Source organism: Maritalea mobilis, from assembly GCF_004363175.1.
GTDB lineage: Bacteria > Pseudomonadota > Alphaproteobacteria > Rhizobiales > Devosiaceae > Maritalea > Maritalea mobilis.
This window is the reverse complement of sequence record NZ_SNYR01000001.1, coordinates 896,329-921,460: the sequence shown is the minus strand read 5'-3', so window position 1 is coordinate 921,460 and position 25,132 is coordinate 896,329. Positions and strand designations below refer to the sequence as shown.

Below are 25,132 nucleotides of genomic sequence, written 5' to 3'. Positions count from 1 at the left end.
GGATAAGTGGACAGGGCAAAGAAAAAGTGGCAATTAAATGAACCGGTTAATCAGGGGATAAAAATTATGAAATGGCGTGGTCGGCGGCGGAGCAGCAATGTTGAAGATCGGCGTGGGCGTTCTGGCAGAAGCCGTGGAGCTTCTGGCCCGCGTATGCGCATTCCCATGCCACGTGGTCGTGCGGCGAAGGGCGGCGGCGGTGGCCTTGTGATGCTGCTGGTGGTGCTTGGCATCGCGTGGATGATGGGCATCAACCCGCTCAGCTTGTTGAGTGGCGATGTTTCAGGCGGCAGCACCTATAGCCAGCGACCAAGCGACAATTTGCCAATGCCCAATGCGGGGCAGGACGAATTGCTCGATTTTGTGGCTGTAAATTTGGCGGAAACCGAAGATCTGTGGACGATGGTTTTTGAGCAAAGCAATCTGACTTATGTGCCGCCAAAGCTGGTGTTGTTTGATGGCCAAACCAGCTCGCCTTGTGGCGTTGCCAGCGCTCGCACCGGGCCGTTTTATTGTCCGGCAGACCAGAAGATTTATCTCGATCCAGATTTTTATCGGCAGTTGCGTGACCAATATGGTGCGGGGGGCGATTTTGCCCAAGCCTATGTTTTGGCGCACGAAGTTGGCCACCATGTGCAGCAATTAATTGGCACCTTGCCGGAGTTTAACCGCCTGCGGGGAGCTTTGGCACAAGAAGAGGAAAATGCCTATTCCGTGCGGATTGAGCTGCAAGCTGATTGCTATGCGGGGATTTGGGCCAAATATGTGGGCGAACAGAATTTGCTGGAGCGGGGCGATATTCGCGAGGCGCTGAACGCGGCTGAGCAAATTGGCGACGATACGCTGCAAATACGCACACAAGGCTTTGCGGTGCCCAAAACATTTAGCCACGGCACGTCTGCCCAACGGATGGAATGGTTTTCGCGGGGATATGAAACCGGGAATGTGCAGGCTTGCGACACGATTGGTTGATAAAAGTTTAAGGATTAAGCTTAACAAAAGCTAAAGATGGCGATTGCCGCATATTCCATTGGTGACGCCAAGCCTCACGCAAATTGGGTTGGTGAGCTATTCATGGTATTTGCTGCACGAAAATCTGGGATATTTGCTGCTGAATGCTTTAACGCCTGAACTGGGTTTTGCAACGAGTTTGGCAATCGCCATCGCGGCAACGGGTGTCGCAGCCTTTATCTTTTCATGGGCATTTGAATGGCGGTTCCGCAAAGGCGCTGAGTGGGTGGCAGATGTTATTCTGGCGCGTATCGCGGCGCTATTGCCTAAAAAATTGGGCGAGGGGATGGCTTAGATCCCGCTCGCCCAAACATGTCTTGTCGCTGTGGCGACCAAAAAGCTGCCGTTAAGCGGCTTGTTTGTGTGATTTCACATTGTCCATAAAACGGCCGAACAGATAGTGGCTATCGTGTGGGCCCGGCGATGCTTCTGGGTGATATTGCACAGAGAAGATCGGCTTATCATTGACCATCAAGCCGCAGTTTGACCCGTCAAACAATGATTTGTGGGTTTCTGTGACATTTGCTGGCAAGGTATCTGCATCAACCGCGAAGCCATGGTTCATGGAAGTGATTTCCACTTTGGTGGTGGTCAAATCCTGAACTGGGTGGTTGGCGCCGTGGTGGCCTTGGTGCATTTTTTTGGTTTTTGCGCCCAAAGCGAGACCCAGCAATTGGTGGCCGAGGCAGATACCGAAAATTGGCAAGCCGCTTTCGATCAGTTCTTGGATGATGGGCACCGCATATTCACCAGTGGCTGCCGGATCACCCGGGCCGTTGGAGAGGAAAATGCCATCAGGGTTGAGCGCCAGAATGTCTTTGGCAGGTGTTTGCGCGTTGACCACGGTCACCGCTGCATTTTCATCCACCAAGCAGCGCAAAATGTTTGATTTGGCACCATAATCGATGGCGACGATGTGATGTTCTGCATTTTCCAAAGCAGATACGCCTTCGTCCCACTGCCACGTTTTTTCATTCCATTTATAGGTCTGAGCTGTGGATACGGTTTTGGCCAAATCGAGATTTTCCAGGCCAGCGAACTTTGCCGCTTCAGCCTTAAGCACATCAATGTCGAAATTGCCTTCTGGATTATGCGCGATGATGGCGTTGGCAAAACCTTTATCGCGGATCATGGCGGTGAGGGCGCGGGTGTCGACCCCAGAAATGCCGATAATGTTGTTGGCTTTCAGCCAGTCGTTCAAATGTTCGGCAGAACGGTAGTTTGATGGGTTGGTGATGTCGGCTTTTAGCACACAACCGCGTGCGCCGGGAGCGGACGCCATTTTCACTGTTTCCACATCTTCCGCATTGGCACCGATATTGCCGATGTGCGGGAAGGTGAAGGTGATGATTTGCCCAGCATAGGACAGATCTGTCAGAATTTCCTGATAGCCTGTGATGGCGGTGTTAAAACACACTTCGCCCACGGCGTGACCCGTTGCGCCAAGGCCATGGCCTTCGACAATTGTTCCATCTTGAAAGATAAGCAGCGCTGTTGCTTTGGTTTCTTGCCAACCCGACATTTCGGCCATTCCCTTTGATCTATGAATGTAACCGATCCACCTTTTGGGTGCGACTTTAGGGCAGCTGAGACGTGGCTGCACGCATGGGCACCTTTTTGGTCTGGATCGGATGGACACTAAGGGAGCAAGCGCAGAAAATCAACTGATTCCGTGAAAGATTTAATCACACAAATTCAATGACTTAGATGTTTTTATAAACAGGCATTGGCAGACGGGTTAGCCTTAGGTATAACTCAAGCCTTGTTTTAACAGCTAAAGATGATGCTTCATGCGAGACCAAATCAACCAAGCCCTTAAGCAAGCCTTGAAAAACCGTGACAGCCGCCGGATGGGCACATTGCGCCTGATCAACGCGGCAATTAAAGACCGGGATATCGAAGCGCGGGGCAAAGGCAAAGAGGCCGTCGACGACGCTGAAATTTTGCAGATTTTGCAAAAAATGGTGAAGCAGCGCGAAGAATCTGCGGCTGTTTATGCGGAAAATGACCGTGAAGAATTGGCCGCACAAGAGCGGGCTGAGATTGAAGTGATTCAAGACTTTTTGCCTAAGCCTTTGAGCGACGAAGAAGTGGAAAAAGCGATCGATTCTGCGATTGCGGAAACGGGCGCTGAAAGCCTGAAAGATATGGGCAAAGTGGTGGGTGTTTTGAAAGCAAAATATCCGGGTCGTATCGACTTTGGCCAAGCCTCAAAAACTGTGAAGGCGAAGTTGAACGGGTAAATGACGGCTGCCACGTTTAAGCTGACCCCAATTCATGTTGATCATGTGCCGGCATTGCTGCGCTTTGAGCGCGGCAATGCTGATTATTTTGCGCAATATGTGCCGCCGCGTCCGCTGAAAATGCTGACGGATCAAGGCATGTTGGATGCGGTGAACGTTCTTTGCCATGAAGCTGAAACCGGGCAAGGCGCCTATTTTGTGGTGCTGGAGCAGGATGAAGTGATCGGGCGGATCAATTTGATCTATGATGGCGAGCGGGCCGATATTGGTTATCGCGTGGGCGAGGGCCACGCGGGCAAAGGCTTAGCCACGCAGATGGTGCAACAGGCGCTGGACAAGCTAAAAGAGGATGGATTTGATGTGGCAACCGCTCATGCTTTATCCTCCAATGCTGGTTCCGTGCGGGTGCTGGAAAAGTGTGGCTTTGGCGTGAGCCGCGTCGACCAAAATGGCGGCGAGGCTTTTGGTTTTGACGGTGACGTTGTCCATTTTGAACAAGTGCTTTTGGCGGAGCATATCTGACCGCAAAAGCGGTGGACGCAATTGCTTTTCTGCGCCTTTGGCTTTTAGATGGCTTTCTCAATATTTATATTCATTGCGCGGGCGGCTTATTCCGCAGGGAGACGATAATGCGACATTTGTTTTTCGGTATGGTTTTGGGCTTGGGGCTGATGAGCTCACCTTTGTCCGCGCAGGAGCTTTCACCCTCGCCATTGAGCGAAGTGATTAAAACTGACGGGCTGGCTGCAGGACTGGAATTTGCGGCGCAGCAACCAGAGAGTGACCGGAAAAAATTTGTGCTTGGCGCGTTGAATACATTGCAGGCGGTCGAGCATATTTTGCAGGTGCGCTACAATAATTATTCTGGGCGTTTGCCCTTGGTGCCGGGTGGTACAACGCAATTGCGGTTAAACCCGAATGCCAAATTTGACCCTGCTTTCATTGAAAATGCGTTGGTTGGCGCTGCAGATAAATTGGCGACCGCGCAGGGGCATTTGGAAAATCTGGGTGAAGATGAGTTTGCTCTGGTGATCAATCTGGATGACATCTGGTTTGATGTGGATGCGGACGGAAAACGCGCTCCGGATGAGGGACTTCGTGCCTTTTTAGGAGCGGCGTTAAACGTGCCTGAGCCGGAAGAAGGGCAAATGCCGATTGTGCAATTTGATCGGGCGGATGGTCGCTGGTTACTGGCCTACACCCATGTGTTGCAAGGCATGGCGGAGATGGTGCTATCTGTCGATCCGACGCCGGCCATGACAAAAGTGACTGAAGGCGTGGCGCGAATGCGCGAATTGGGCATGGTGCATCGTGACCCGATTTTCGGCGATGACAATATTATTGATACCATCGCCGTCATCATCAATGCGCTGCATGGCCCTGCTGATCAGGCGCGAACGCAAAAGGCACTTGGGCATTTTCAAGGGATGATTGCGGCTAATAAGGAGTTTTGGCGCTTGGTGGCGCTGGAAGAGGATGATCAGGCGGAATGGTTGCCCAACCCAGACCAGCAATCAGCATTTGGCATTCCGGTGACGGCGGAAGTGGCCGCCGGTTGGCAGGATGTGCTGAACGAACTTGAGGCGGTTTTGGCAGGCGATGCGCTGGTGCCATTTTGGCGGGTCGAAGGCCATGGCGGGGAGCCAGTGGGAATCAATATCAACAAATTTTTGACCGCGCCGGGTGATCTTGATCTGTTTTTGATGGTGCATGGCGCTGCCTTTGCCCCATATATGGAACGGGGGCGCGTGGTTGATATAGATGTGCTGGAACGCTTTTCAGAATTGACGGGTGGCCAAGGGGGCATGTTTGCCCTGTGGTTTAATTGATGGGACAATATGCGCTTTAACGATCAATTTTTGGATGAAATTCGCGACCGCCTGAATATTTCTCAGGTGGTGGGCGAATTTGTGACCTGGGACAAGCGCAAGTCTCAGCCGGGGCGGGGGGATTTTTGGGCCTGCTGTCCCTTCCATGGGGAAAAGACACCCAGCTTCCACGCGGATGATCGCAAAGGCATTTATCACTGTTTTGGTTGCGGGGTAACGGGCGACCATTTCCGATTTCTGGTGGAAAAAGGCGGCTTAAGCTTTCCTGAAGCGGTGGAGCGTTTAGCAGGGCAGGCGGGCGTGCAAATGCCTGCGCGTGACCCGCAGCAAGAAGCGCAGCAGAAAAAACGCAATAGCCTTTATGATGTGATGGAATTGGCCACGCAATATTTTGAGCAGGCGCTGGCGGCCAATGTTGGCGCGCGGGCGCGTGGCTATCTAAATGAGCGTGGTGTGGCGCCGAAAATTCAAGAACAATTTCGATTGGGTTTTGCGCCGGACAGCCGGAACGGGTTGAAGGAATTTTTGGCACAGAACCAAGTGACCGCACAGCAAATGATTGCCTGTGGCTTGCTGGTGGCTGGTGATGATATCGCCGTGCCGTTCGATCGTTTTCGCAACCGGCTCATGTTTCCAATTCAGGATTTTCGTGGACGTGTGGTAGCGTTTGGCGGACGTGCCATGTCGCCAGAAGCGCGGGCGAAATATCTCAACTCGCCAGAAACAGAGCTCTTTCACAAACGGCGCACGCTTTATAACGGCCAAATGGCGCGACAGGCCGCGCATGATGGCAAACCGCTTGTTGTGGTTGAAGGCTATATGGATGTGATCGCCTGTGTGCAGGCGGGGTTCAACGGCGCCGTGGCGCCTTTGGGTACAGCGCTGACGGATGAGCATTTGGGGCTATTGTGGAAGATGGCGCCCACGCCGATCTTGTGTTTTGACGGTGATGGGGCGGGCCAGCGTGCTGCCGGGCGCTCTATGGATGTGATGCTACCGATGTTGAAGCCGGGGCAAAGTGCCAAGATTGTGACGCTGCCGGAGGGCGTGGACCCTGATGATTTGATCAAGGCGGAAGGGCGCAAGGGATTTGAGGCATTGCTTTCGAGTGCGGTGCCTTTGTCGCAAGCGATTTGGAACCGAGAAACCCAAAACGCCAATGTGGAAACACCAGAGGCTCGCGCTGAACTTGAATCACGGTTGCGCGGCTTGGCGAACGAGATTGTCGATCAATCCGTGAAAAAGCATTATGGCCAAGCGTTTAACGACATGCTTTATCGCTTTTTCCGGCCACAGGGCAAACCGCAATTCCGTCGTGGCGGCGGGGGTGGGCGCTCTGATTATGGTTCTATCAAAACCAATGGTCGCAAGAGTTATGCCCCTAGCTCGAGCCTGATGCAGCGGCTGAAAAGCACCAGCGTTGGGGCCATACATCCGCGTGAGGCGGTGATTTTGCTCGGGTTGATCAATCATCCTGAATTGGCGGAGCAGCATTTGGAAGATTTGGCCAATTTGGAGCTGACCAGCCAAGTGGCAGGGCAGTTGCTGGATATGTTGGTGAATGCTGTGGCGAGGGATCCAAGTATTAGCGCGAAAGCATTGCAAGAACAGATTGAGCAACGCGGCATGATTGATGCGCTCAATACCATTACGGAACAAGTACGCCGCCAAGGCATTTGGCAAGTGGACCAAAAAGCGGACAAAAGTGATGCCGAAATCGGCTTAAATCACGCTTTGGCCTTGCATTATAAATCAGTTCGATTAAATAAAGAACTGAAAGCGGCCGAATTGGCACTTGGAAATGACCCAAGTGAAGAATCTTATGAACGGCTACGCGACATACAGAACCAGATTTCCAGTGTTGATGGCACGGAAGCTCTGATTGAGGGATTTGGTTCGTTATCTGGGCGCTCGATGCGAGGTCTCTAAGCTTTTTTCGAAAAGGTGGGGGTTCGCTCGGCGGTTTTCGCGTATTTGGCGTTCAAATGCTCCCCATGGTAACGAATGTGAAATGAGATTTGGATATTCGCTAGGGTGAAGCAAATATCCGTACCTTGTTCGGAGCGAGAAAATTGCAGGCAATTTTGCCGTCCCCGCGTTCAGGAGAACATTGAATGGCGACTAAGGCTAAGGAAAACGAGAAGCAGGAAACAAGCTCAGAATCTCAAGATGGGCCGCTCCTCGATCTTTCCGCATCATCAGTCAAGAAAATGATTCGCGCTGCGAAAAAGCGCGGCTATGTGACATATGAAGAACTGAATGAGGTTTTGCCTTCGGATCAGGTTTCTTCAGAGCAGATTGAAGATGTAATGGCGATGCTTTCCGAGATGGGCATCTCCGTGATCGAAGAAGATGAAGCCGAAGAGCGCGAAGCTGAAAAAGAATCCAGCAGCAGCACGGAATTGACCGTTGCCACTGGTACGGCTGTTGCCTCTAAATCAAATGCCCGCGAAGGCTCTGACCGCACAGATGACCCTGTGCGCATGTATCTGCGCGAAATGGGCACCGTGGAATTGCTGTCTCGTGAAGGCGAGATTGCGATTGCAAAGCGTATCGAGGCTGGTCGTGAGACCATGATTGAGGGGCTTTGCGAAAGCCCGTTGACCTTCCAAGCGATTATTATTTGGCGCGAGCAGCTGGCCGAAGGCGAAATTTTGCTGCGCGACATTATCGATTTGGAAGCCACATATGCTGGCCCAGACGCAAAAGAAGAGCCGACCATTCCGGGTGAGGGCGAAAACAACAAGCCTGCCGACGAAGCGAAAGCTGAAGGCGAGTCTGATGAAGAGGGCGAAGGCGGCGACGATGACGATGATGATGAGTTTGAGAACAATCTCTCATTGTCAGCCATGGAAGCTGAGCTGAAGCCGCAAGTTGTTGAAACATTTGACTTGATCGCCAGCACTTACGCAAAATTGCGCAAGTTGCATGATGAGCAAGTTGAGCAAAAACTTGCCTCGAGCACCCTTTCAGACAAGCAGTTGAAAAAGTTGAACGAACTGAAGGCAGAAGTGATCACGGAAGTGAAATCACTTTCCTTGCACAATGGTCGTATCGAGGCATTGGTTGAACAGCTTTATGACATCAATAAAGGCTTGGTGCGCATTGAGGGCCGCTTGCTGCGTTTGGCGGAAAGCTATGGCATCGCGCGTGAAGACTTTTTGACGGAATATCATGGCAATGAATTGGCACCTGATTGGGTGGACACCATTTCAACATTGCCAAAGCCAGGCTGGACAAACTTTGCCGTTGCTGAGCGCGACATGATTGAAGAGTTGCGTGAAGAAATTAAAAACCTTGCCACTGAAACCGGCATGGACATTTCTGAATATCGTAAGATTGTACATAAGGTGCAAAAGGGTGAGCGCGAAGCCGCCATTGCGAAGAAAGAAATGGTTGAAGCGAACTTGCGCCTCGTGATTTCGATTGCGAAGAAATATACCAACCGTGGTTTGCAATTCTTGGATCTTATTCAAGAGGGCAATATCGGCTTGATGAAGGCGGTTGATAAGTTTGAATATCGCCGGGGCTATAAATTCTCGACTTATGCCACATGGTGGATTCGTCAGGCGATTACACGGTCAATTGCTGACCAAGCGCGCACGATCCGTATTCCGGTGCATATGATCGAGACGATCAACAAGATCGTTCGGACATCACGCCAGATGTTGCACGAGATTGGCCGGGAGCCGACACCAGAGGAATTGAGCGAAAAGCTGCAAATGCCTTTGGATAAGGTGCGCAAAGTGCTGAAAATCGCGAAAGAGCCGATTTCTTTGGAAACGCCAATTGGCGACGAAGAAGACAGCAATTTGGGTGATTTCATTCCGGATTCAAACGCGGTGCAGCCGATCGACTCTGCGATCCAATCTAACCTGCGTGAAACCACAACACGGGTTTTGGCCTCACTTACACCGCGTGAAGAGCGTGTGTTGCGGATGCGTTTCGGCATCGGCATGAACACTGACCACACGCTTGAAGAAGTTGGCCAGCAGTTCAGCGTGACGCGTGAACGTATTCGTCAGATCGAGGCGAAGGCTTTGCGCAAGCTGAAACACCCAAGCCGCAGCCGCAAATTGCGTAGCTTCTTGGATAGCTAAGGCATCTTGCTTTAGAGAAAAGATTTTAAAAGGCGCTCCTAATGGGCGCCTTTTTTGTGTCTTGCCTTATGATTTGACAAATACATACCGCGTGGTATGTATTTTGAATGCCACGACCAACCAAGTTTGCACCTGAGCGCGGGGAAGCGCGCACTCGATTGTTAGAAGCGGCGCGGGATGTGATCCGCGCAAAGGGATTTGCGGCGACCACGGTGGCGGATGTGTGCAAAGCGGCGGACGTGACCAAGGGCGCGTTTTTTCATCACTTTGAGAATAAGGATGCGTTGGGTGTTGCGGCAGCGGAGTTTTGGGCGGAAACCACCTCTGCCTTTTTTGAAACTGCGCCTTATCACCAGCATGAAGACCCGTTGGACCGGGTGTTGGCTTATGTCGACTTTCGCAAATCGATTATTGAGGGAGAGCTCTGGGCTTTCACCTGCCTTGTGGGGACCATGGCGCAGGAGGTGCACGATGTTTGTCCCGATATTCGCAATGCCTGTGGCAAAAGTATTTTCGGCCATGCGGCGACACTGGAAGCGGATATTGAGGCAGCCATAGAGCAATATGGCACTGCCGATGATTGGACTGCTGCAAGTTTGGCGCGGCACACGCAGACGGTTATTCAAGGTGGTTTTGTTTTGGCGAAAGCGGGCAATGACCCCGCGCTGGCGCGTGAAGCGCTCGACCATCTTTCACGTTACATCAAACGACTTTTTAATCAGGGATAATGGGAGGCAATATGTCCAATTCGACGCAATTGAATTGCAAATGTGGGCAGGTGAAGTTGGAAGTGCAGGGTGAGCCATTTCTCGTGTCTGAATGTTTATGCACCAGTTGTCGGGCAGCGGCGCAGCGCTTGCAGAGTTTGCCTGGTCTCACCGATATGCTGACCAGCTATGGTGCAACTGGCTGTGCCGATTTTCGGAAAGATCGCGTGTGCATCTTAGCGGGAGCGGATCAGTTGAAAGACTTTCGGCTGAGCGCCGAAGCGGGCACCCGCCGGGTGGTGGCAAGCTGCTGCAATACGCCAATCTTTATGGAAATGAAAGGCGGGCACTGGTTGAGCATCTATCTTGATCTGTGGCCTGAAAATGAACGTCCAAAAGTGGAGTTGCGCACCATGGTTGGCGATTTAGACGATGCGTCCGCCGTTCCAAATGATGTGCCCAATCTTAAAACCCATTCCGTGAAGTTTTACGGCAAGTTGCTGGCCGCTTGGGTGGCGATGGGGTTCAAAACGCCCAAGTTTGAAACCGGGGGAACACTTGATGTCTGATGATAAAATTGAAATTGAGAACGTGAACAAGCCCGGTTACACGGAGCGGGTTAGTCGGGATAAATATATGGCCATGCGTGAGGCTTTGTTGGCTGTTTTGCCCGCGGAAATGCCCGGCATGAAAGTGCCCGATGCAAAGCAAGCTTTGCTGCCATTGCTGCCGGATACATTATTTCCCGAGGGAAAGACCGCAGGTTGGTGGCTGAAAGCAGTTCAGCTTGATCTGGAAGCCAAAAAGATCATCGTGAGGGCGCCAAGCAAGCCGGTGCAATTGTCAAAAGTTTAGATTTGCTGTTCGTCTGTTGTGACTAGATGAAGCCAAGGCGCGGGGTGCGCCTTGGCTTTGTTTGGTTTGGCCTAAGTTTGGTCGAACAGATTGTGGAAACGTTGCTGTGCTTCTTCGCTTGGTTTGTCGAAAAAGGTGAATTTGTTGCCGTCGGGATCAGTAACACTGAGCATTGGTGGTGCCAGTCCTTCGGTGGTGATGCCGCTATGTTGCCAGTTTTCTTCGATGCGCTGCGCTAGGGCGTTGAGTTCGCCTGAGGCATCGTAGGTGATTGCGGTGGGCTGTGGATCGCCGGGGACCAACAACACATCTTGATATTTTCTTCGGCGCAGATGGACCAACATTGGGGGCGCTTCGGGATCTGGCTGGTTGGCGAACATGATGCCGAAGCCTAGGGTTTTGACGAACCAATTGGCTGTTTCCTCGGGGTTAGGCGTGGTCAACTGAATGTATGATGGCATGGGGTATAAATCGAATTGATTGAACTGGCCGAGTTGCTGCGGCTCGCCCATAAATTCTTGCGGTACATCTGGTAAAGTGGGGTGCATTTTACATCTCCTATTCAGTTTGAGATGGTGTTGATGCACTATCACGTTGCGTGAGGGTCAAGCAGGCAAAGGGAGATTGCAGTGAACCAATATGAAGGCGGATGTGCGTGTGGCAATGTGCGGTTTGTTGCGCAGGGACAGCCTGATCGGGTGGGCATTTGCCATTGCATGGATTGTCGCAAACATCATGGGGCCTTGTTTTACGCGGCGGCGGTCTATCCGGCGAGTTCAGTCACGGTGATGGGCGAAAGCAATCAATTTGAGGGTCGGCATTTTTGCCCCAAATGTGGGTCGTCTGTGTTTGCGAAAACCGGTGATGAAATTGAGGTGCATTTGGGGGCGTTGGATGCGCCAAGCCAGTTTGTGCCTGAATATGAATTATGGACAGAACGGCGAGAGGATTGGTTGCCCGCGTTTCCTAACACGACATGTTTTAAGCGTGGCCGCGAATAGATTAAGCGCGTTTGCTGCCTTTTGGTGATTTCTTGCTTCGTTGCGCATATAGACCTGCAAAGGGATGTAGCAGCAAACCGTGCAAGGTAAAGGACTTTGGTTTTTCGCGCTCTGGCAGGCCCATGACCAGGTTTGCCTCGCCTGTTTGGGGCGCAGCGATATAAGTGCCGAATAGGCGATCCCAAAAAGAAAAGACCTGGCCGAAATTGGAGTTGCCTTCACGCATATCAATGGAATGATGTGTGCGATGCATATCGGGTGTGACAATCACCAGTCGCAGCACGCGATCAATTGCGGTGGGCAAGGTGATGTTGGCATGGGCGAACATATTATGCAGGGTACCGAAGGCTGCATAGACGATGAGCGAGAGTACCGGAAACCCAAAAATAATCGCAACAAGCAGCGTGAGCAGAAAACTGCCAATCGTTTCAAACGGATGATGCAGCACGCCTGTGGAGGCATCTACAGTTTCATCGGCATGGTGGATGGAATGTAGTTTCCAAAGTGGCAAGATTTTGTGCGACAGGACGTGATAAATATAGACGGTGAGGTCGAGCAGCAAAAAGCAGATCACATAGATTGCTGCAGTTGGCATATCTGTCTTTGCGATGCTGAAGATTTGCAGATTTAGAAACAGGCTGATGAGATCGACATAAAAATATGTCTTGATGAGCCATATTGTGGCTTGGGTGCAAATGGCCAACCCCAGCACAACCAGCAGGCGCGACAGGGCTACATTTCGGGTAACTTTTGGGAATATACGTTCAAGGGGAAGAAAGAAAAGGACCAACGCGATTATGAGAATCCAATGCGTTTGATCTAGCGAAAGATAATATAGAATTTGTTGGCCAAATTCGCTCAAATCTTCACCCCTTGAAAATGAACCGGGCGAATGCTTGGTTCGCCCGATTGCAAATTAAGCTGAAATGAAGTCGCCAATTGTTATGGCGTGACTCCGCGTTCTGGTGGGCCGCCATAGGTGGACAAGCCAACATAAGGGGCGAAACCGCCGCCAAAATCGACATGCACGCCGCCTTCAAGATGTTTGATTTGCGCGCCAACGGCAAGAATGCCTTGGTTTTCGCTGAAATCAAATCCAACACCAGCTAGGCCCTGAATGTCTGTATTGCCATAAATGCCCAAGAGCCGCAGGGTGGGGGCAAAGTTTTGGTCTGGGCCAAATGGCACGGCAACGTCGAATTGGGCACCAGTGACTTGATTATCCACATCTGTATGGGTTTTGCGCACAGCACCCACAACGCTTGGCTTGACCACATCACCAAATTCAAAACGCAGGCCGATTGAAAATTTAGTTTCATCAACTGGCACATAGGTTGGCGCAAGTACGCCCGCGAAAGACGTTGCTGGAACCAACAGCAACATGATGAGTGTGCACAGTCTGAGGATGCTTCGCATTTCAGATTCCCCCAATAATCGAAATTAGCAGTTTGTTAAGTGGTATAGCGTGGTCGGCGATTTGGCAAGTTACGTGCGATATTTGCTGCCGCTAATTTGTTCCTTAATTGGAGATGGCAACGGCGCGGCGATTAAAATCTGAGCCGACAATTTGATCTTTGATAAAGGCGGCGACGTCTGCGCGGCTGATTTTTAGGGTAAGTCTGCGTTCTTCCGGGCCGAAAGCGGTTTTGAACTTTCCGGTGGCTGGGTCTTGTGTAAATGCGCTTGGGCGTATGATGGTCCAATCTAAACCGCTATCGCGCACCAAGGCTTCTTGCCGCTCATGGTCTTTAAAGACAGGGGCGAGCAAGGCGCCAAACATGATGCGTTTCCAGAAGAAATTGAGGTTCTCCCAGCTTTCATGTGCACCAAGGGTGGATTGGCAGATCAAGCGGTCAATGCCATGTTGCTTCATGGCTGCAATGATGTTGGCTGTGCCGAGAGATCGGATGCGGCTTTTGCGCGACATGCCGGAACCCAAAGTGATGATCACTGTTTCATGGCCTTTTATGGCATCGGCGACGTCTGCAGCGTTTGAGGCATCGCCTGCATAGCGGGTGAGGGATTGATGCTGAAGATCAAGATTTTGCGGATTGCGGGCAAAGGCCGTGACTTGATGGCCTGCTGCGAGTGCCTGTTCAACCACTAATCGACCTATGGTGCCTGTGGCACCGAAGATAATGACTTTCATTTTGTGTTCCTATGCTTTAGATAAGAGTGACTTTACACGATGTAAACTTTACATCGTGTCAATTAATAGGAGATTGACATTATGTCAAGTGACGGGCGCGGCACGCGTGCGCGCATTTTACAGTCTGCCATTGAGTTGCTTGAAAGCGGCGCAGGCGGGGCGGTGCGTATATCTGATATTGCCAAGGCGGCAGGGATCAGCCGGCAAGCGGTGTATCTTCATTTTCCCAAGCGCGTAGATTTGTTGATCGCGGCCACGCGTTATTTGGATGAAAAGAACGATGTGGATGCGCGGTTGCAAAAAAGCCGGACGGCGGAAACAGGTTTGGAGCGGCTGGATGCCTGGGTTGAAGTTTGGGGGAACTACATCCCGGAGATTTATGGCATTGGCAAAGCGCTGATGGCGATGATGGACAGCGATGAAGAGGCGCGCGCTGCATGGGAAGACCGCATGCAGGCGGTGCGCCATGGTTGTGCCGCGGCGGTGCGCGACTTAGCGCGTGATGGGCAGCTTAGCACGCGGTTGGATGAAGCGAAGGCAACTGATTTATTGTGGACCTTGCTGTCCGTGCGCAACTGGGCGCAATTGCGCCATGAATGCGGCTGGACGCAGGACGAATATGTGGCGCATTTGAAAGAGGTTGCGTTGGCCAGCCTTTGTGAGGTGAAAGCCTAAGCGGCTTCGTTCAACTCTTCCACGCGACGCAACTTTTCCCAGCGGTAAAGTTGCAACAGGATGGGGGCGAGCTGCTTGCCATTTTCGGACATGGCGTAAATCACGCGCACGCGGCGCTCATCTGTTGGTGTGCGAGTGATCAGCCCGTCAGCTTCCAACTCACGCAATTGCTCGGTGAGAACTTTTTTGCTGGCTTTGGGCAGGGCGCGGGAAATCTGCGCAAAGTGCATTTTGCGTTCTGCCAACATGTGCAGCAAAATTGGCTTCCATTTGCCGGAGAATGTTTGCACGGCTGCCGCAACGGGACAGCTGAGCACATCATCCGCATATAATTCCGGGGGATCGATTTTCATGGTCTCACCTTGCCATTTATCATTGTGCGTTAGCTTAATAGCTGTGGCCTGCAAAGGCCATAGGGTACAATTTTGTAACGGATTGTCAGCCCATTTTCGCCTGCTTAAATGGCAGCAAATGGAGATGGATATGACATATAAATTGCAACGTGTGCCCATTTTGCCGCTCGGCATGATCAACGCTTTTCTGCTGCAAACTGCGAAGGGTGCGGTGCTGGTGGATACGGGCCTGATGGGCACGGAAGAGAAAGTTGGCACCCAACTCAAGAAATTGGGATTGGGGTGGGATGACCTCAAATTGATTGTGGTGACCCACGGGCATGTGGACCATGCGGGCAATGCCGCCAAGCTGCGTGAGCTGAGTGGTGCACCTGTGGTGATCCACCAAGCAGAAGCGAAATATTGTGCGGGTGAGGCGAAGATGAAATTGTGTCCGACCGGATGGGTGGGGCGCTATCTCTATCGTCGTGGACTGCCGCTTGAGCCTTACACATATTTCACGCCTGACATTGTGATGCATGACCATGACGAGCTAGACTTGCGGCCCTATGGTTTGGATGGAAAGGTGATCTTTACACCGGGGCATACGCCCGGATCAATTTCCGTTTTGCTGGATGATGGGCAAGCCTTTGTGAGTGATCTGTTGGCGAGTGGTTATGCACTTGGTGGATTGTTGCCAGTGGATCGACCACAACGTCCCCCCTTTGAAGAAGAGCCGCTTGAAGTGGCCAACGCGCTGGAGCAATTGTTGGCGATGGGCAGCACACATTTTCATGTGGGGCACGGGTTTAAGCTGAGTGCCAAAGCAGTGGAAAGACATATTCACAGGTTGCGCGCGCTGTAAAATGCCCCGTTATTTGCGACAATAATCAACACAGCGCGGATCAAGATGCGGTTGTTTTCGGCTAAGATTCTGAAATGACTCGCGAAAATTCTGTGCTGTGGTTTGAACGGAATCAGTTCTCATTATCTGGCAATTGATGGCAGGTGAAATGGCAAAAGCGATTCAGAAATAATTGCTTATTTGGGTTTATTGAATCCAAGTGTTAATTGAATTGGTCGGCAGGAATTTGCAAATGAATGTCTGATCTAGACGATTTGCAAATCAGGCGGAAATTCCGCTTCGAAAGCCAATAAGAATCTAACTTCAATAAGTTGGCTAGATTTCTTGAATCAGATTGTGAACCACAGCCGAATGACTGTGGGCCCTGTCCTAAAGGGTGAAGGTTAGCACCGGGTTAATGTTGCGCATGTGACGGTTTGGCCAAAGGAAAAGCCGTGCTATAAGCGAACCAAATCAGGTTTTGGAGTGCGACATGTCCTTTTTTAAAAAGCTATTTGGTGGCGGCAGCAAGGGTGAAACTGGCCCGAAGATTTTGGGTGAAACCACTGTTGATGGCTTGCGCATTGTGGCGATTGAGATGCGTGCTGGGCAAGAATATCAATTGTGCGGTCGGATTGAACGCACTCACGAAAATGGCGACTTGGACGCCGTGCAATTTATCCGTGCAGACAAATTGACCAGTGCCGAAATGGCGGAGAAAGCCACCTTGGCTAAAGGTGAGCAGATCATTCGCGAGCGCGGCAAGTCGCTTTTTGATGGCGGCGAAAATGTCTGATCCTTCACATCGCGGACCAGACAAACGGACTTTCAAACATCATTTGTTGAACCGTCTTTTATATGCAGTGATCGCAGCGGCAATTTTTGGCGGTTTGGTGTTTTTCATTGATGGGCGTTTCAACCCATATGCCATTTTCTCTTTTATGGTGATCTTTTTCGCCGCGACTTCAATTGCAGATTATCTAGGCAAGCGCTTCTGAATTTGCCTGTTCATGTTCGGCATGGTCAGGAACTTTTGACAGGCCCAAACTGATCAAAATGCAAAGGGCGGGGAAGATGGTGAACGCCAACAATAAGGCAGCGCCAGCTTGTTGCGCTGCGCTTGAGGTGAGCACCATATCCCCTTGTGCGCCATCGAACAGACCAAATGCCAGCGCGCAGAAGCCCGCAATGGCCGCGCCGAACACAGCGCCCGTGAATTGAACCGGTGCCATGGCGCCGGAGGCGATGGTTTTATGTTCTGTTGGTGCTTGGGTGATGATGGTTTGCCGGATCAGCGGACTTGAAGATCCATAGCCCATACCAGTGAGCATCATGCCGCCAATCACCAACCACAAATCCATGATCCAAATGCCATAGGCGGAGATAACGCCGCCGACAAAGATAAAGCTTGCGCCTGCGCGGATGAAGGCAATGCGGCGCTTCACGTCTTCAATGCGGTTGGCCACCCATGCGGCGAGTGTCCATGTCATGGCCAATGTGGCGGTGGCATAGCCTGCCATCATGGGCGACATCAGCCAGATCGATTGGAGCAATGCCACCATATAGACGGTGCGGCCAGATGCGCCGATGGTGAACAGGCCGAGCATAGCAAAGCTGCGGCCCATATTGGATTTCAACGAAAATAGGTTTGGCGGCATAAACCGTTCAACCGCTTTTTGATCGAGCGCACCAAAGCCCACCAGCAAGATGGTTGAGGTGAGGATGATCAGGCCCAACCATGCAATGTTGGTGATTTGCCCGGCAAAGCCCGTGATCAGCAAGGCGGTGACCAGCAGCAATAGGCGCTTGAGCGGAAAGGGCTTCGCATCACTTTGTGGTTCGGTTTTGGGCAAGGCGAAATAAGACAAGAAAATCAAAATCACCACGAGTGGCAGATTGAACAGAAACGCAATGCGCCACGACACGAACTCTGTCAGCAGCCCAGCAAAGAGCGGGGTGGCAGCCGCGGCGAGCGCCCACAATGTGGAGGAAAGCGCAAAGATGCGGGGCAGCAGGCGTGAGGGTAAATGGTCGGCAATCACCACATAGACCAGCGAGATCAGCATGCCTTCGGCAATGCCTTGCAGGCCGCGGGCAAGGATGACCAAGGCGAGATTGTTGGCGATGCCGCCGAGCACTGAGCCAAACGCCAGAAGCAGCGCGGAGCTGAGAAAGATGGGTTTTGCGCCAAATCTAATTTTGAAATTTCCCGCCATAACGCCCGCGCAAATGGACCCGACCTGAAACAGGGCGAACAGCCAAAACATCAGTTCGCGGCCGCCTAAATCCACCACGATGGAGGGGGCGATGACAGAGGTGATGAAGCCATTTACCGCGTGGGAGGTGACCACCAGAATGTTCATCAATGTGATGGGCAAAAATGCGGCTGAGAAAATGCCAGCTTTTGAATCTGTATCAGCAGTGGTGAGCATAAGACTAAACCTAAGTGATTTTGCGCGGTGGCGTTTTCGGCAGGATATGCGGCAGGACCAAAATTGGCGTGAGCAACACAAAGAACAACGCCGACATTAATGGTGCATAGGATTGTACCTCATTTGCGGAGAACAAGCCATTGGGGGCATCAGGATTGATCAATGAAAGATTGAGAGCGACCAAGCCAGCCAATGCAGCGCCAAAGGCAGACGCCGCATTATCCATAGGGGGCAGCATGGCGGCGGCCCGGTCGCGCTCTCGCCCGCGCACAAATTGCACGGAGATTTTTTCAATGAAGATGTTCTGCCAGCCTAACCCCAGACCCAAAAGGGTCAGGGAAAGCAGGAATAGGGGCAGGCTGGCAAAATTGAGGGCCACAGCGGAAAGAGCCACGCTGAGCCAAATGGCGTATAACCCTGCCATAATCCATCGGCGCTGGGCGGCGTAAGTCGAAACGCTGGCGACAGACCAAGAGCCGACGGACCAAAATGCAGCGGGCAGGGCTGTCATATAACCTGCAAGGGTCAAATCTATCTGCCAAAGGGTCTGCACGTAGGCCACGTTATAAAGCGTGTGTGCCGTGACGAAGGTGCTGATCATGATGGTGACCATATAGGCGATGGCGACGGGACTGCGCGGATCGAACAAGCGCACGGGCAACATGCGGCTTTTGCTGTGCCGTTCAGCCCGCAAGCCGATGAAGATCAGAAATGCGGCAGCGACCAGCAAGCCTGCAATCGCAAGCGGGTGCGTGAGTTGCCCGATAAAGCACAATATGGTGACGGCTGTGATGAGCGGGAGCAGGACGCGGAAATCCGGCTTGGCGGATTTTTGCGCTTTAGCGGTGTTGGACACCGCGAAATAAGCTTGGATGGCGATGGCTAGGCCGACGACAAAATTGACGAGAAATGTGCCGCGCCACGTGAAGAAATGTTCCAATATCCCCGCAGCCATTGGGCCAATGGCAGCGGCAACGGCCCACACAATCGCCAAAATGCCGATCATGCGGGTCATCAAATTACCCTTATATGTTTCGGCCAGCACCATATAGGAGAGCGACACCAGAATGCCTTCGGCAAAGCCCTGAATGCCGCGGCCTAAAATCACGATTTCAAAAGTGGGTGCGAAGCCGCCAAAGGCCGACCCTATGATCAGGAGCGCAGCGGCCAGATAAAAGCTTAGGCGCGCGCCAATACGTGATTTGAGGTTGATGGTGAGCATGCCACCTAAAATCGCCATGAGCGAAAACAGCGCTGCAGACCAAAACAAGATTTTTGCGCCGCCAATATCTTCCACAATTGTGGGCAACACGGTGCGCACTGCAAACATATTGACCGCATGGGAACCAATGGCCACCACCAAGGTGAGTGTGAGCAGAGCACGGCCCTCAGTCAGCACGTCTCTAAAGCGTACTTTATCCTCTATTGGGGGCGTGGTTTGGTCGGTCATAATTTGCGCTGCATTATTTGATAAGAAAAAACTTTCTTTATATTAGAAAGGTGATTTGACAAGTCAAACCTTTTTTTATTAAATCCGCAAGACGGATGGAAAACGCATGAAACAATCTGATGAAAAAACCATAGAGCGCTTGCTCTATTTGTTAAAATCGCGCGGTGGACAAACTGCTGTGCATTTGGCTGAAGCCGTGGGCACCACGCCTGTTGCTGTGCGTCAGCACATGGAAAAATTGCTGGAGCAGGGCTTGGTTGTGGGTGAAGACCGTCGCGAATCGGTAGGGCGGCCCAAGAAATATTGGAAACTGACCGCCATAGGCCATAGCCGCTTTCCAGATCGCCACTCGGACCTGACCATGGAATTGCTGGGATCAATTGAAGATCTTTATGGCGAAGAAGGCATTGAAAAGCTGATTTCTGCGCGTGAGCAGCGCGCTTTTCAACAATATCATAAGCAGATCCAAGCAGAGCCAACCTTGCACGGCAAGGTGAAAGCGCTGGCAGAATTGCGCGAGCGCGAAGGCTATATGACCGAGGTTGAGCCTTGCGATGGCGGGTTTTTTCTGCACGAAAATCATTGCCCAATTTGTGTGGCGGCGACGAAGTGCCAAGGCTTTTGTCGGTCAGAATTGAACCTGTTTCGTCAAGTTTTGGGCGATGAGGTGGATGTCGTGCGCGAGAGCCATATTGTGAGTGGCGCGCGCCGATGCACTTATCGCATTGTAGAAGCGCGGTGATTTTGTTTAAGTGGGTTTGAAAGCGCGTCAAATTGCGACTCGCTTCACCTTGCGAAACCCACTTATGAGGCGCGTATATGGCAGAAACCGCGAAGCCCAAAATTTCTGTTGGTTGGGAAGAGTGGATTGGCATGCCCGATATTGGCTTGCCGGCTATATTGGCCAAAGTTGACACAGGTGCCCGCACATCGGCCCTGCACAGCTTTGCATTTGAAGAAATCGAAATTGATGGGGTAACCCACATTCATTTTGGCGTTCAGCCTTTGGCTGACGATCCCAAACTGCATGTATGGTGCAATGCACCGCTGATTGATTATCGCGAAGTGATTTCCTCAAACGGGATGGCAGAAATGCGCCCATTTGTGCAGGTGGATTTGCATCTGGCGGGGCAGAGTTGGCCAATTGAATTGAGCCTGACCAACCGCGAAACCATGAATTATCGCATGTTGCTGGGCCGCACTGCCATGGAAGGGCGGATTGTGGTGGACCCTTTTGGGGCATGTATCAATGGCGTGCCAGAGGGTGACTTTTATGGTCACCATCTAGAAGAAAGCGCCAGCAAAACCCTAAATATCGGCATATTGACCTGCGCGCCCAACGCTTATTCTACGCAGCGCCTGGTTGAGGCGATTGAGAAAAAGGGGCATCAGGTCGATCTGGTGGATATTGCGCGGTGTACTGTGCATGTGGATGCGCTTAGCCCGACCATTTATCAGCGTGATGAGCCATTGCCACGCTATGACGCGGTGATCCCACGTATTGGTGCGCCGATCACCCAGCATGGGTTGGCTGTGGTGCGGCAGTTTGAATTGTTGGGCAGCTATGTGCTCAATGGTGCGTCTTCCATCGCTGCGGCGCGGGATAAGCTGTGGAGCTATCAATATATGGCGAAGGCCGGCATTGAGGTGCCGTTGACGTTGAGCGCGTTTAACGGCCGTGATGGCCGCGCCATGGTGAGCAAAGCGGGGGAAGGCCCTTACGTGCTCAAAAGCCGCAAAAGCGAAGGCGGACGCGGGGTGCTGTTGGCACCAGATCGCACCATGGCCAAAAGCCTTTTGGACGCGTTTGACGATCTTGATGAGAAGCTGCTTATTCAGCCGTTTTTGGACACGCAAGATCAATCTGACTTGCGGATCATGGTGCTGGGCAAAAAGGTGATCGCTGCGGTGCGCCGCACGGCAAAGAAGGGGGACTTCCGCGCCAACTATCATCAAGGCGGCTCTGCAAAAAAAGTGAAGATCACCAAACTAGAGCGGCAGATGGCGGCGCGGGCGGCGAAAACGCTTGGGTTGCGTTTTGCCGCGGTGGATTTGATGCGCACGGAAAGTGGCCCTGTGGTGATGGAAGTGAATGCATCGCCGGGGCTTGAGGGGATTGAAAGCGCGACGGGACTTGACCTTGCGTCAAGAGTTATCGACTATGTTGTTGAATATGCGCGCCCATCGCCACCAGTGCATGTGGGTGCGACACAAACAGAGTGATGCCATGAAAAGCCGAATGGGCCTATTGAAGCTGCTGATGTTTTTGCCATTTTTGGCCCTGATCTCAGCTTGCGCTGAACGCCCTGGCAAGCCTCCTGAACTTGTGCAAGCCGTGCGCGATAATGATGCGCTGAAGGTTAAGCGGATGATCGAGGAAGGGGCTGACCCCAACTTTGTTTCTGAGACGGCAGGCCCGTTGATTTATATCGCGGCAGGGCCCAAGGGCGGCGCGGAGGTCACACTTGTGCTGCTGAAAGCCGGGGCTGACCCCAATGCAGCAAATAGTGATGGGCGATTGCCGCTGCAAAATGCAGCAAGCTGGTGCAGCGTCAATATCGTATCGCTTTTGCTGGAAGCAGGGGCTAACCCCCACAAAAAAGGTAAGGGCGACAAGACCGCGCTTGACGATACCTGCTCACGCCCGCAAAGAGAGCGCGAAATTATTGTAGATATGCTGCGCACGGCGATGAGCAAATAGGGCCGAGACCTTTATGGAATTTCTGACATCTTTGATTTTCGAATATGGTGCACTGGCGCTGGCTGGTGTAGCTGCGGGGCTTATTGCAGGTTTGCTTGGTGTTGGTGGTGGCATTGTGATGGTGCCAGTGATGACCACCATCTTCGCTGCCAGCGGCATGAGCGAAACGGTGATTTTGCATGTCGCTGTGGCCACGTCTCTAGCAGTGATTATCCCCACTGGCACATCAAGCGCATTGGCACACCACCGCAAGGGTGCAGTGTCGTTTGAGCTGTTGAAGTTGTGGGCGCCATTTATGGTTGCTGCCTCTTTCATCGGCGGCATTAGCGCTGGGTTTTATTCGTCGCTCGTGATGCGGCTGATTTTTGGAATTATGGCTATTCTGATTGCCATCAACTCGGTGGTGCCGATTCAGAAAAAGCTGATGGAGCATTTGTCGGATTCAGCCATGACCCACCGCGTAAGTGCGGCAGTTATCGGTTATATTTCTTCATTGATGGGCATTGGTGGCGGCTCGCTTAGTGTGCCGACCATGGCGGCGCTTGGGCGCAAGGTGCATCAGGCGGTGGGCACAAGTTCTGCCCTTGGCGTGTTCATCGCGTTGCCGGGTGCTTTAGGCTTTGTGCTGTCGGGATGGGGGCAGGCAGGTGTGCCTGATTTTGCGCTTGGCTATGTTTATCTGCCCGCCTTTTTGGCCTTGGCATTAGGTGCCATTTTATTTGCGCCTGTGGGGGCCGCGATTGCGCATCGGCTTTCTGACGTTTGGCTGAAACGGGTGTTGACCGTTTATTTGCTGATTGTTGGAACTAGAATGATTTTGAAGGCCATCAGCGGATAAATAAAAGCGCGCGCCAGAGTTTGACGCGCGCCTAAAATTAGCTATTCGCTGTCGTCAGCTTGTTCAATTTCCCACTGAACATTAACGGTGACAGAATAATTCATTTCACCAGCTTCAACAGGTACGGCCATATCTGATTCAGCCATGGCCATCATCGCGCCGCGGCTTTTCATCATCGGGGCAGGTGAATAATGCTGATTTTCAGAAATGTTCATCACATTGCCCAATTCAACGCCAGCGGTATCTGTGTAGATTTTTGCTGTCGCCATTGCGTTTTCCATGGCGCGCTTGCGGGCTTCTTGCAGCAGCTCTTTGGTGTCAGACACCGCAAAGCTGATGCCATTGATGGTATTGGCGCCAACTGTGACGGCTGAATCCAAAACAGCGCCTACATTATCCAAATCTTTGATGCGCACGGTGACATTGTTTGACACACGGTAGCCAGAGATTTTGGGTGGTAATTGATAGCCATTTTCGTCGCGCTTGTCGGTGTGGACATAATTGGGATGGACGGAAAAGCCTGATGTTTGAATATCTTTATCTTCAACGCCAGCCTCTTTCAGCACATTCACCAACGCGGTCATGGCTTCTGTGTTTGCGGTGAGGGCATCGCGGGCCGTTTCACCATCGGTGACAACACCCGACGTGACAATCGCCATATCAGGCGCAGCCGTGACTTCGCCAACGCCAGAAATATTGATGGTTGAAGTATATTTTTTATCGTCCGCGAATGCGGCAGGGGTGGCAAGGGCTGCAAGTGTGAGTGCAGCTGTGATTGGCAGGATCGCTTTATACATTTTCCATCTCCAATTAAAGATGGACCGACCCTGCCAACAATTTGCGACGCTTTTGCGGCATCAATTGGGTGCTATTGTGATTCAGCTTCTTCTGCTTCTTCACCCGCTTCTGGATCGTAATCTGGTGAGAACTGCATCAAATATGCGATCACATTTTCACGGTCTTTTTCTTTTTTCAGACCCGCAAACGACATCTTTGTGCCTTTGATGTACGCGCGTGGATTTTCCAAATATGCGTCCAACGTTTCAGCGGTCCACACGAGACCTTCTTCGCCTTTAGCGATCATCGCGTCTGAATATTTAAAGTCGTGAGAGCCAGCGACAGCACCAAAGATATTGTTCAGCGCAGGGCCAACGCGGTTCTTGGCGTCTTCGCCAACCATGTGGCAGGCCTTGCACTTTTTAAATACGTTTTCGCCTTTATCCGCATCGCCATCAGCGAACGCAGGTGCGCTGAGTGCCAAGAGACCCGCAAGGGCAAGAGTAAGTTTTTTCATCTGCATACCTCCGCAACAAAATATGCCCCTTCATAACAGCTATGAAAGGACCGCCACAATTGGCCGCATTGTCACAGGGGAAGGTTTACTCAGTGCAAAAAGTTCTGAACAAACTTTCGATATTGTCGCGAATAGGCTGTTTTTCCAGCGAATAGTAGATGGCTTTGCCTTGACGGCGGGTGTTGACCAAACCTTCTTGCCGAAGCCGTGCCAATTGTTGCGAAACGGCAGCTTGCCGCGCATTCAGAAGATCTTCCAAGTCAGAAACTGAGGCTTCGCCTTGTGCCAAACGGCAAAGAATCGACAAGCGCCCCTCATGGGCAATGGCTTTAAGAAAGACGGAAGTTTGATCAGTGTCCAAATCAGACTTATTGGGGGATTTTCCCTCCAAATCGAACGCTTGTAACGTCATTGTTCCCTCAACTGAGCTTTTTGCTCTTATTTTTTTAAGTACTAGCTTGATTGTTGCGCAGGATCATTTATGACAGCAGATGCTGCTGCCTAGTTCCATAGATATGGAATCGTGCAACAATTTGAGTTTAACGATATGCGTACTTACCTATATGATCAACTGGTAATTGGCTAATCTTAGGGTATTCCCTAAAACCAAAACTGACAAATACTGTTGGCAGCGCAAAAATCTCTTTCAATTGCTTACACTGCTTGCTATG

The 25,132-nt window shown here is 51.7% G+C and carries 30 protein-coding genes; 19 read left to right on the top strand and 11 right to left on the bottom strand.

What is annotated here, in order from left to right; genetic code table 11:
• Positions 1-66 precede the first annotated feature (66 nt).
• Together ypfJ and ATL17_RS04380 are read left to right on the top strand one after the other, a co-directional pair.
• Complete coding sequence (ypfJ, locus tag ATL17_RS04385) at positions 67-972, top strand: KPN_02809 family neutral zinc metallopeptidase (protein ID WP_133571538.1); 906 nt, start codon at positions 67-69, stop codon at positions 970-972.
• Between the two features lie 43 nt (positions 973-1,015).
• The gene (locus ATL17_RS04380) at positions 1,016-1,306 is read left to right on the top strand and encodes a hypothetical protein (protein ID WP_133571537.1); all 291 of its coding nucleotides are present in this window, start codon (positions 1,016-1,018) and stop codon (positions 1,304-1,306) included.
• Positions 1,307-1,357: 51 nt separating this feature from the next.
• Here ATL17_RS04380 and carA read toward each other — a convergent pair whose 3' ends face one another.
• Positions 1,358-2,542 carry a glutamine-hydrolyzing carbamoyl-phosphate synthase small subunit gene (carA, locus tag ATL17_RS04375; protein ID WP_425462415.1) on the bottom strand — a complete coding sequence of 395 codons (1,185 nt, stop codon included), beginning with the start codon at positions 2,540-2,542 and terminating at the stop codon, positions 1,358-1,360.
• A gap of 259 nt (positions 2,543-2,801) precedes the next feature.
• On the opposite strand from carA, the gene ATL17_RS04370 reads away from it, so the two are divergent.
• From ATL17_RS04370 to ATL17_RS04335, 8 genes are all read left to right on the top strand, one after another.
• Complete coding sequence (locus ATL17_RS04370) at positions 2,802-3,254, top strand: GatB/YqeY domain-containing protein (protein WP_133571535.1); 453 nt, start codon at positions 2,802-2,804, stop codon at positions 3,252-3,254.
• Positions 3,255-3,776 (top strand): GNAT family N-acetyltransferase, encoded by a 522-nt coding sequence (locus ATL17_RS04365; protein WP_133571534.1) that lies wholly within the window; start codon positions 3,255-3,257, stop codon positions 3,774-3,776.
• 107 nt (positions 3,777-3,883) lie between these two features.
• Entirely contained in the window at positions 3,884-5,083 is a 1,200-nt protein-coding gene (locus ATL17_RS04360) for a hypothetical protein (protein ID WP_133571533.1), read from the top strand.
• 9 nt (positions 5,084-5,092) lie between these two features.
• Positions 5,093-7,012, top strand: a complete 1,920-nt coding sequence (gene dnaG / locus ATL17_RS04355) for a DNA primase (protein WP_133571532.1) — start codon at positions 5,093-5,095, stop codon at positions 7,010-7,012.
• A 185-nt stretch (positions 7,013-7,197) separates the two neighbouring features.
• Positions 7,198-9,183: an RNA polymerase sigma factor RpoD gene (rpoD, locus tag ATL17_RS04350; RefSeq protein ID WP_133571531.1), complete on the top strand. Its 1,986-nt coding sequence runs from the start codon at positions 7,198-7,200 to the stop codon at positions 9,181-9,183.
• A 107-nt stretch (positions 9,184-9,290) separates the two neighbouring features.
• Positions 9,291-9,911 carry a TetR/AcrR family transcriptional regulator gene (locus tag ATL17_RS04345; protein ID WP_133571530.1) on the top strand — a complete coding sequence of 207 codons (621 nt, stop codon included), beginning with the start codon at positions 9,291-9,293 and terminating at the stop codon, positions 9,909-9,911.
• Positions 9,912-9,922: 11 nt separating this feature from the next.
• A complete protein-coding gene (locus ATL17_RS04340) occupies positions 9,923-10,459 on the top strand; it encodes a GFA family protein (protein WP_133571529.1) in 537 nt (178 codons plus the stop codon).
• Positions 10,452-10,745 (top strand): DUF6958 family protein, encoded by a 294-nt coding sequence (locus tag ATL17_RS04335; protein WP_246028627.1) that lies wholly within the window; start codon positions 10,452-10,454, stop codon positions 10,743-10,745. Before ATL17_RS04340 ends, ATL17_RS04335 begins: the two co-directional genes overlap by 8 nt.
• Positions 10,746-10,816: 71 nt before the next feature.
• Here the strand turns inward: ATL17_RS04335 and ATL17_RS04330 are convergent, their stop codons facing one another.
• On the bottom strand, positions 10,817-11,293 hold the full coding sequence (locus ATL17_RS04330; protein WP_133571527.1) for a VOC family protein: 477 nt from the start codon (positions 11,291-11,293) through the stop codon (positions 10,817-10,819).
• 81 nt (positions 11,294-11,374) lie between these two features.
• Here ATL17_RS04330 and ATL17_RS04325 point away from each other — a divergent pair, with 81 nt between their 5' ends.
• Positions 11,375-11,746 carry a GFA family protein gene (locus ATL17_RS04325; RefSeq protein WP_133571526.1) on the top strand — a complete coding sequence of 124 codons (372 nt, stop codon included), beginning with the start codon at positions 11,375-11,377 and terminating at the stop codon, positions 11,744-11,746.
• A 1-nt stretch (position 11,747) separates the two neighbouring features.
• Here the strand turns inward: ATL17_RS04325 and ATL17_RS04320 are convergent, their stop codons facing one another.
• The 3 genes from ATL17_RS04320 to ATL17_RS04310 form a co-directional block, all read right to left on the bottom strand.
• Positions 11,748-12,608, bottom strand: a complete 861-nt coding sequence (locus ATL17_RS04320) for a sterol desaturase family protein (RefSeq protein WP_133571525.1) — start codon at positions 12,606-12,608, stop codon at positions 11,748-11,750.
• A gap of 80 nt (positions 12,609-12,688) precedes the next feature.
• Complete coding sequence (locus ATL17_RS04315; protein WP_133571524.1) at positions 12,689-13,129, bottom strand: hypothetical protein; 441 nt, start codon at positions 13,127-13,129, stop codon at positions 12,689-12,691.
• A gap of 136 nt (positions 13,130-13,265) precedes the next feature.
• Positions 13,266-13,895: an NAD(P)-dependent oxidoreductase gene (locus ATL17_RS04310; protein WP_133571523.1), complete on the bottom strand. Its 630-nt coding sequence runs from the start codon at positions 13,893-13,895 to the stop codon at positions 13,266-13,268.
• A gap of 81 nt (positions 13,896-13,976) precedes the next feature.
• Here ATL17_RS04310 and ATL17_RS04305 point away from each other — a divergent pair, with 81 nt between their 5' ends.
• On the top strand, positions 13,977-14,570 hold the full coding sequence (locus ATL17_RS04305) for a TetR/AcrR family transcriptional regulator (protein ID WP_133571522.1): 594 nt from the start codon (positions 13,977-13,979) through the stop codon (positions 14,568-14,570).
• Here the strand turns inward: ATL17_RS04305 and ATL17_RS04300 are convergent.
• Positions 14,567-14,923, bottom strand: coding sequence for a winged helix-turn-helix transcriptional regulator (locus ATL17_RS04300; protein WP_133571521.1), 357 nt, complete (start codon positions 14,921-14,923; stop codon positions 14,567-14,569). The genes ATL17_RS04305 and ATL17_RS04300 overlap by 4 nt on opposite strands.
• A gap of 130 nt (positions 14,924-15,053) precedes the next feature.
• Between ATL17_RS04300 and ATL17_RS04295 the strand changes: the two genes are divergently transcribed.
• The 3 genes from ATL17_RS04295 (at position 15,054) to ATL17_RS04285 (ending at position 16,744) form a co-directional block, all read left to right on the top strand.
• Positions 15,054-15,767, top strand: a complete 714-nt coding sequence (locus ATL17_RS04295; protein ID WP_133571520.1) for an MBL fold metallo-hydrolase — start codon at positions 15,054-15,056, stop codon at positions 15,765-15,767.
• 472 nt (positions 15,768-16,239) lie between these two features.
• Positions 16,240-16,542 (top strand): HlyU family transcriptional regulator, encoded by a 303-nt coding sequence (locus ATL17_RS04290; protein ID WP_133571519.1) that lies wholly within the window; start codon positions 16,240-16,242, stop codon positions 16,540-16,542.
• On the top strand, positions 16,535-16,744 hold the full coding sequence (locus ATL17_RS04285; protein ID WP_133571518.1) for a hypothetical protein: 210 nt from the start codon (positions 16,535-16,537) through the stop codon (positions 16,742-16,744). Before ATL17_RS04290 ends, ATL17_RS04285 begins: the two co-directional genes overlap by 8 nt.
• On the opposite strand, the gene ATL17_RS04280 is transcribed toward ATL17_RS04285, so the two are convergent.
• Both ATL17_RS04280 and ATL17_RS04275 read right to left on the bottom strand, forming a co-directional pair.
• Complete coding sequence (locus tag ATL17_RS04280) at positions 16,727-18,178, bottom strand: MFS transporter (protein ID WP_133571517.1); 1,452 nt, start codon at positions 18,176-18,178, stop codon at positions 16,727-16,729. The genes ATL17_RS04285 and ATL17_RS04280 overlap by 18 nt on opposite strands.
• Before the next feature lie 10 nt (positions 18,179-18,188).
• Positions 18,189-19,628: an MFS transporter gene (locus ATL17_RS04275; protein ID WP_133571516.1), complete on the bottom strand. Its 1,440-nt coding sequence runs from the start codon at positions 19,626-19,628 to the stop codon at positions 18,189-18,191.
• Between the two features lie 106 nt (positions 19,629-19,734).
• Here ATL17_RS04275 and ATL17_RS04270 point away from each other — a divergent pair, with 106 nt between their 5' ends.
• The 4 genes from ATL17_RS04270 (at position 19,735) to ATL17_RS04255 (ending at position 23,167) form a co-directional block, all read left to right on the top strand.
• Entirely contained in the window at positions 19,735-20,370 is a 636-nt protein-coding gene (locus ATL17_RS04270; RefSeq protein WP_133571515.1) for a helix-turn-helix transcriptional regulator, read from the top strand.
• A gap of 77 nt (positions 20,371-20,447) precedes the next feature.
• Positions 20,448-21,851 carry a RimK family alpha-L-glutamate ligase gene (locus ATL17_RS04265; protein WP_133571514.1) on the top strand — a complete coding sequence of 468 codons (1,404 nt, stop codon included), beginning with the start codon at positions 20,448-20,450 and terminating at the stop codon, positions 21,849-21,851.
• Between the two features lie 16 nt (positions 21,852-21,867).
• Positions 21,868-22,329: an ankyrin repeat domain-containing protein gene (locus ATL17_RS04260; RefSeq protein WP_208111110.1), complete on the top strand. Its 462-nt coding sequence runs from the start codon at positions 21,868-21,870 to the stop codon at positions 22,327-22,329.
• A gap of 13 nt (positions 22,330-22,342) precedes the next feature.
• Entirely contained in the window at positions 22,343-23,167 is an 825-nt protein-coding gene (locus tag ATL17_RS04255; protein ID WP_133571513.1) for a sulfite exporter TauE/SafE family protein, read from the top strand.
• 41 nt (positions 23,168-23,208) lie between these two features.
• Here the strand turns inward: ATL17_RS04255 and ATL17_RS04250 are convergent, their stop codons facing one another.
• From ATL17_RS04250 to ATL17_RS04240, 3 genes are all read right to left on the bottom strand, one after another.
• Positions 23,209-23,964 (bottom strand): SIMPL domain-containing protein, encoded by a 756-nt coding sequence (locus tag ATL17_RS04250; RefSeq protein ID WP_133571512.1) that lies wholly within the window; start codon positions 23,962-23,964, stop codon positions 23,209-23,211.
• Between the two features lie 71 nt (positions 23,965-24,035).
• A complete protein-coding gene (locus tag ATL17_RS04245; RefSeq protein ID WP_133571511.1) occupies positions 24,036-24,461 on the bottom strand; it encodes a c-type cytochrome in 426 nt (141 codons plus the stop codon).
• A gap of 85 nt (positions 24,462-24,546) precedes the next feature.
• Positions 24,547-24,873 carry an ArsR/SmtB family transcription factor gene (locus tag ATL17_RS04240; protein ID WP_133571510.1) on the bottom strand — a complete coding sequence of 109 codons (327 nt, stop codon included), beginning with the start codon at positions 24,871-24,873 and terminating at the stop codon, positions 24,547-24,549.
• Positions 24,874-25,132 lie beyond the last annotated feature (259 nt).

Bases quoted from the DNA above. Each gene is read 5' to 3' on its own strand.
- ATL17_RS04250 (WP_133571512.1), bottom strand. From the start codon at position 23,964: ATGTATAAAGCGATCCTGCCAATCACAGCTGCACTCACACTTGCAGCC.
- ATL17_RS04275 (WP_133571516.1), bottom strand. From the start codon at position 19,628: ATGACCGACCAAACCACGCCCCCAATAGAGGATAAAGTACGCTTTAGA.
- ATL17_RS04315 (WP_133571524.1), bottom strand. From the start codon at position 13,129: ATGTTGCTGTTGGTTCCAGCAACGTCTTTCGCGGGCGTACTTGCGCCA.
- ypfJ (WP_133571538.1), top strand. From the start codon at position 67: ATGAAATGGCGTGGTCGGCGGCGGAGCAGCAATGTTGAAGATCGGCGT.
- ATL17_RS04305 (WP_133571522.1), top strand. From the start codon at position 13,977: ATGTCAAGTGACGGGCGCGGCACGCGTGCGCGCATTTTACAGTCTGCC.
- dnaG (WP_133571532.1), top strand. From the start codon at position 5,093: ATGCGCTTTAACGATCAATTTTTGGATGAAATTCGCGACCGCCTGAAT.
- ATL17_RS04340 (WP_133571529.1), top strand. From the start codon at position 9,923: ATGTCCAATTCGACGCAATTGAATTGCAAATGTGGGCAGGTGAAGTTG.
- ATL17_RS04240 (WP_133571510.1), bottom strand. From the start codon at position 24,873: ATGACGTTACAAGCGTTCGATTTGGAGGGAAAATCCCCCAATAAGTCT.
- carA (WP_425462415.1), bottom strand. From the start codon at position 2,542: ATGGCCGAAATGTCGGGTTGGCAAGAAACCAAAGCAACAGCGCTGCTT.
- ATL17_RS04260 (WP_208111110.1), top strand. From the start codon at position 21,868: ATGGGCCTATTGAAGCTGCTGATGTTTTTGCCATTTTTGGCCCTGATC.
- ATL17_RS04280 (WP_133571517.1), bottom strand. From the start codon at position 18,178: ATGCTCACCACTGCTGATACAGATTCAAAAGCTGGCATTTTCTCAGCC.
- ATL17_RS04290 (WP_133571519.1), top strand. From the start codon at position 16,240: ATGTCCTTTTTTAAAAAGCTATTTGGTGGCGGCAGCAAGGGTGAAACT.
- ATL17_RS04365 (WP_133571534.1), top strand. From the start codon at position 3,255: ATGACGGCTGCCACGTTTAAGCTGACCCCAATTCATGTTGATCATGTG.
- rpoD (WP_133571531.1), top strand. From the start codon at position 7,198: ATGGCGACTAAGGCTAAGGAAAACGAGAAGCAGGAAACAAGCTCAGAA.
- ATL17_RS04335 (WP_246028627.1), top strand. From the start codon at position 10,452: ATGTCTGATGATAAAATTGAAATTGAGAACGTGAACAAGCCCGGTTAC.
- ATL17_RS04330 (WP_133571527.1), bottom strand. From the start codon at position 11,293: ATGCACCCCACTTTACCAGATGTACCGCAAGAATTTATGGGCGAGCCG.
- ATL17_RS04265 (WP_133571514.1), top strand. From the start codon at position 20,448: ATGGCAGAAACCGCGAAGCCCAAAATTTCTGTTGGTTGGGAAGAGTGG.
- ATL17_RS04270 (WP_133571515.1), top strand. From the start codon at position 19,735: ATGAAACAATCTGATGAAAAAACCATAGAGCGCTTGCTCTATTTGTTA.
- ATL17_RS04310 (WP_133571523.1), bottom strand. From the start codon at position 13,895: ATGAAAGTCATTATCTTCGGTGCCACAGGCACCATAGGTCGATTAGTG.
- ATL17_RS04300 (WP_133571521.1), bottom strand. From the start codon at position 14,923: ATGAAAATCGATCCCCCGGAATTATATGCGGATGATGTGCTCAGCTGT.
- ATL17_RS04245 (WP_133571511.1), bottom strand. From the start codon at position 24,461: ATGAAAAAACTTACTCTTGCCCTTGCGGGTCTCTTGGCACTCAGCGCA.
- ATL17_RS04345 (WP_133571530.1), top strand. From the start codon at position 9,291: ATGCCACGACCAACCAAGTTTGCACCTGAGCGCGGGGAAGCGCGCACT.
- ATL17_RS04285 (WP_133571518.1), top strand. From the start codon at position 16,535: ATGTCTGATCCTTCACATCGCGGACCAGACAAACGGACTTTCAAACAT.
- ATL17_RS04370 (WP_133571535.1), top strand. From the start codon at position 2,802: ATGCGAGACCAAATCAACCAAGCCCTTAAGCAAGCCTTGAAAAACCGT.
- ATL17_RS04255 (WP_133571513.1), top strand. From the start codon at position 22,343: ATGGAATTTCTGACATCTTTGATTTTCGAATATGGTGCACTGGCGCTG.
- ATL17_RS04295 (WP_133571520.1), top strand. From the start codon at position 15,054: ATGACATATAAATTGCAACGTGTGCCCATTTTGCCGCTCGGCATGATC.
- ATL17_RS04360 (WP_133571533.1), top strand. From the start codon at position 3,884: ATGCGACATTTGTTTTTCGGTATGGTTTTGGGCTTGGGGCTGATGAGC.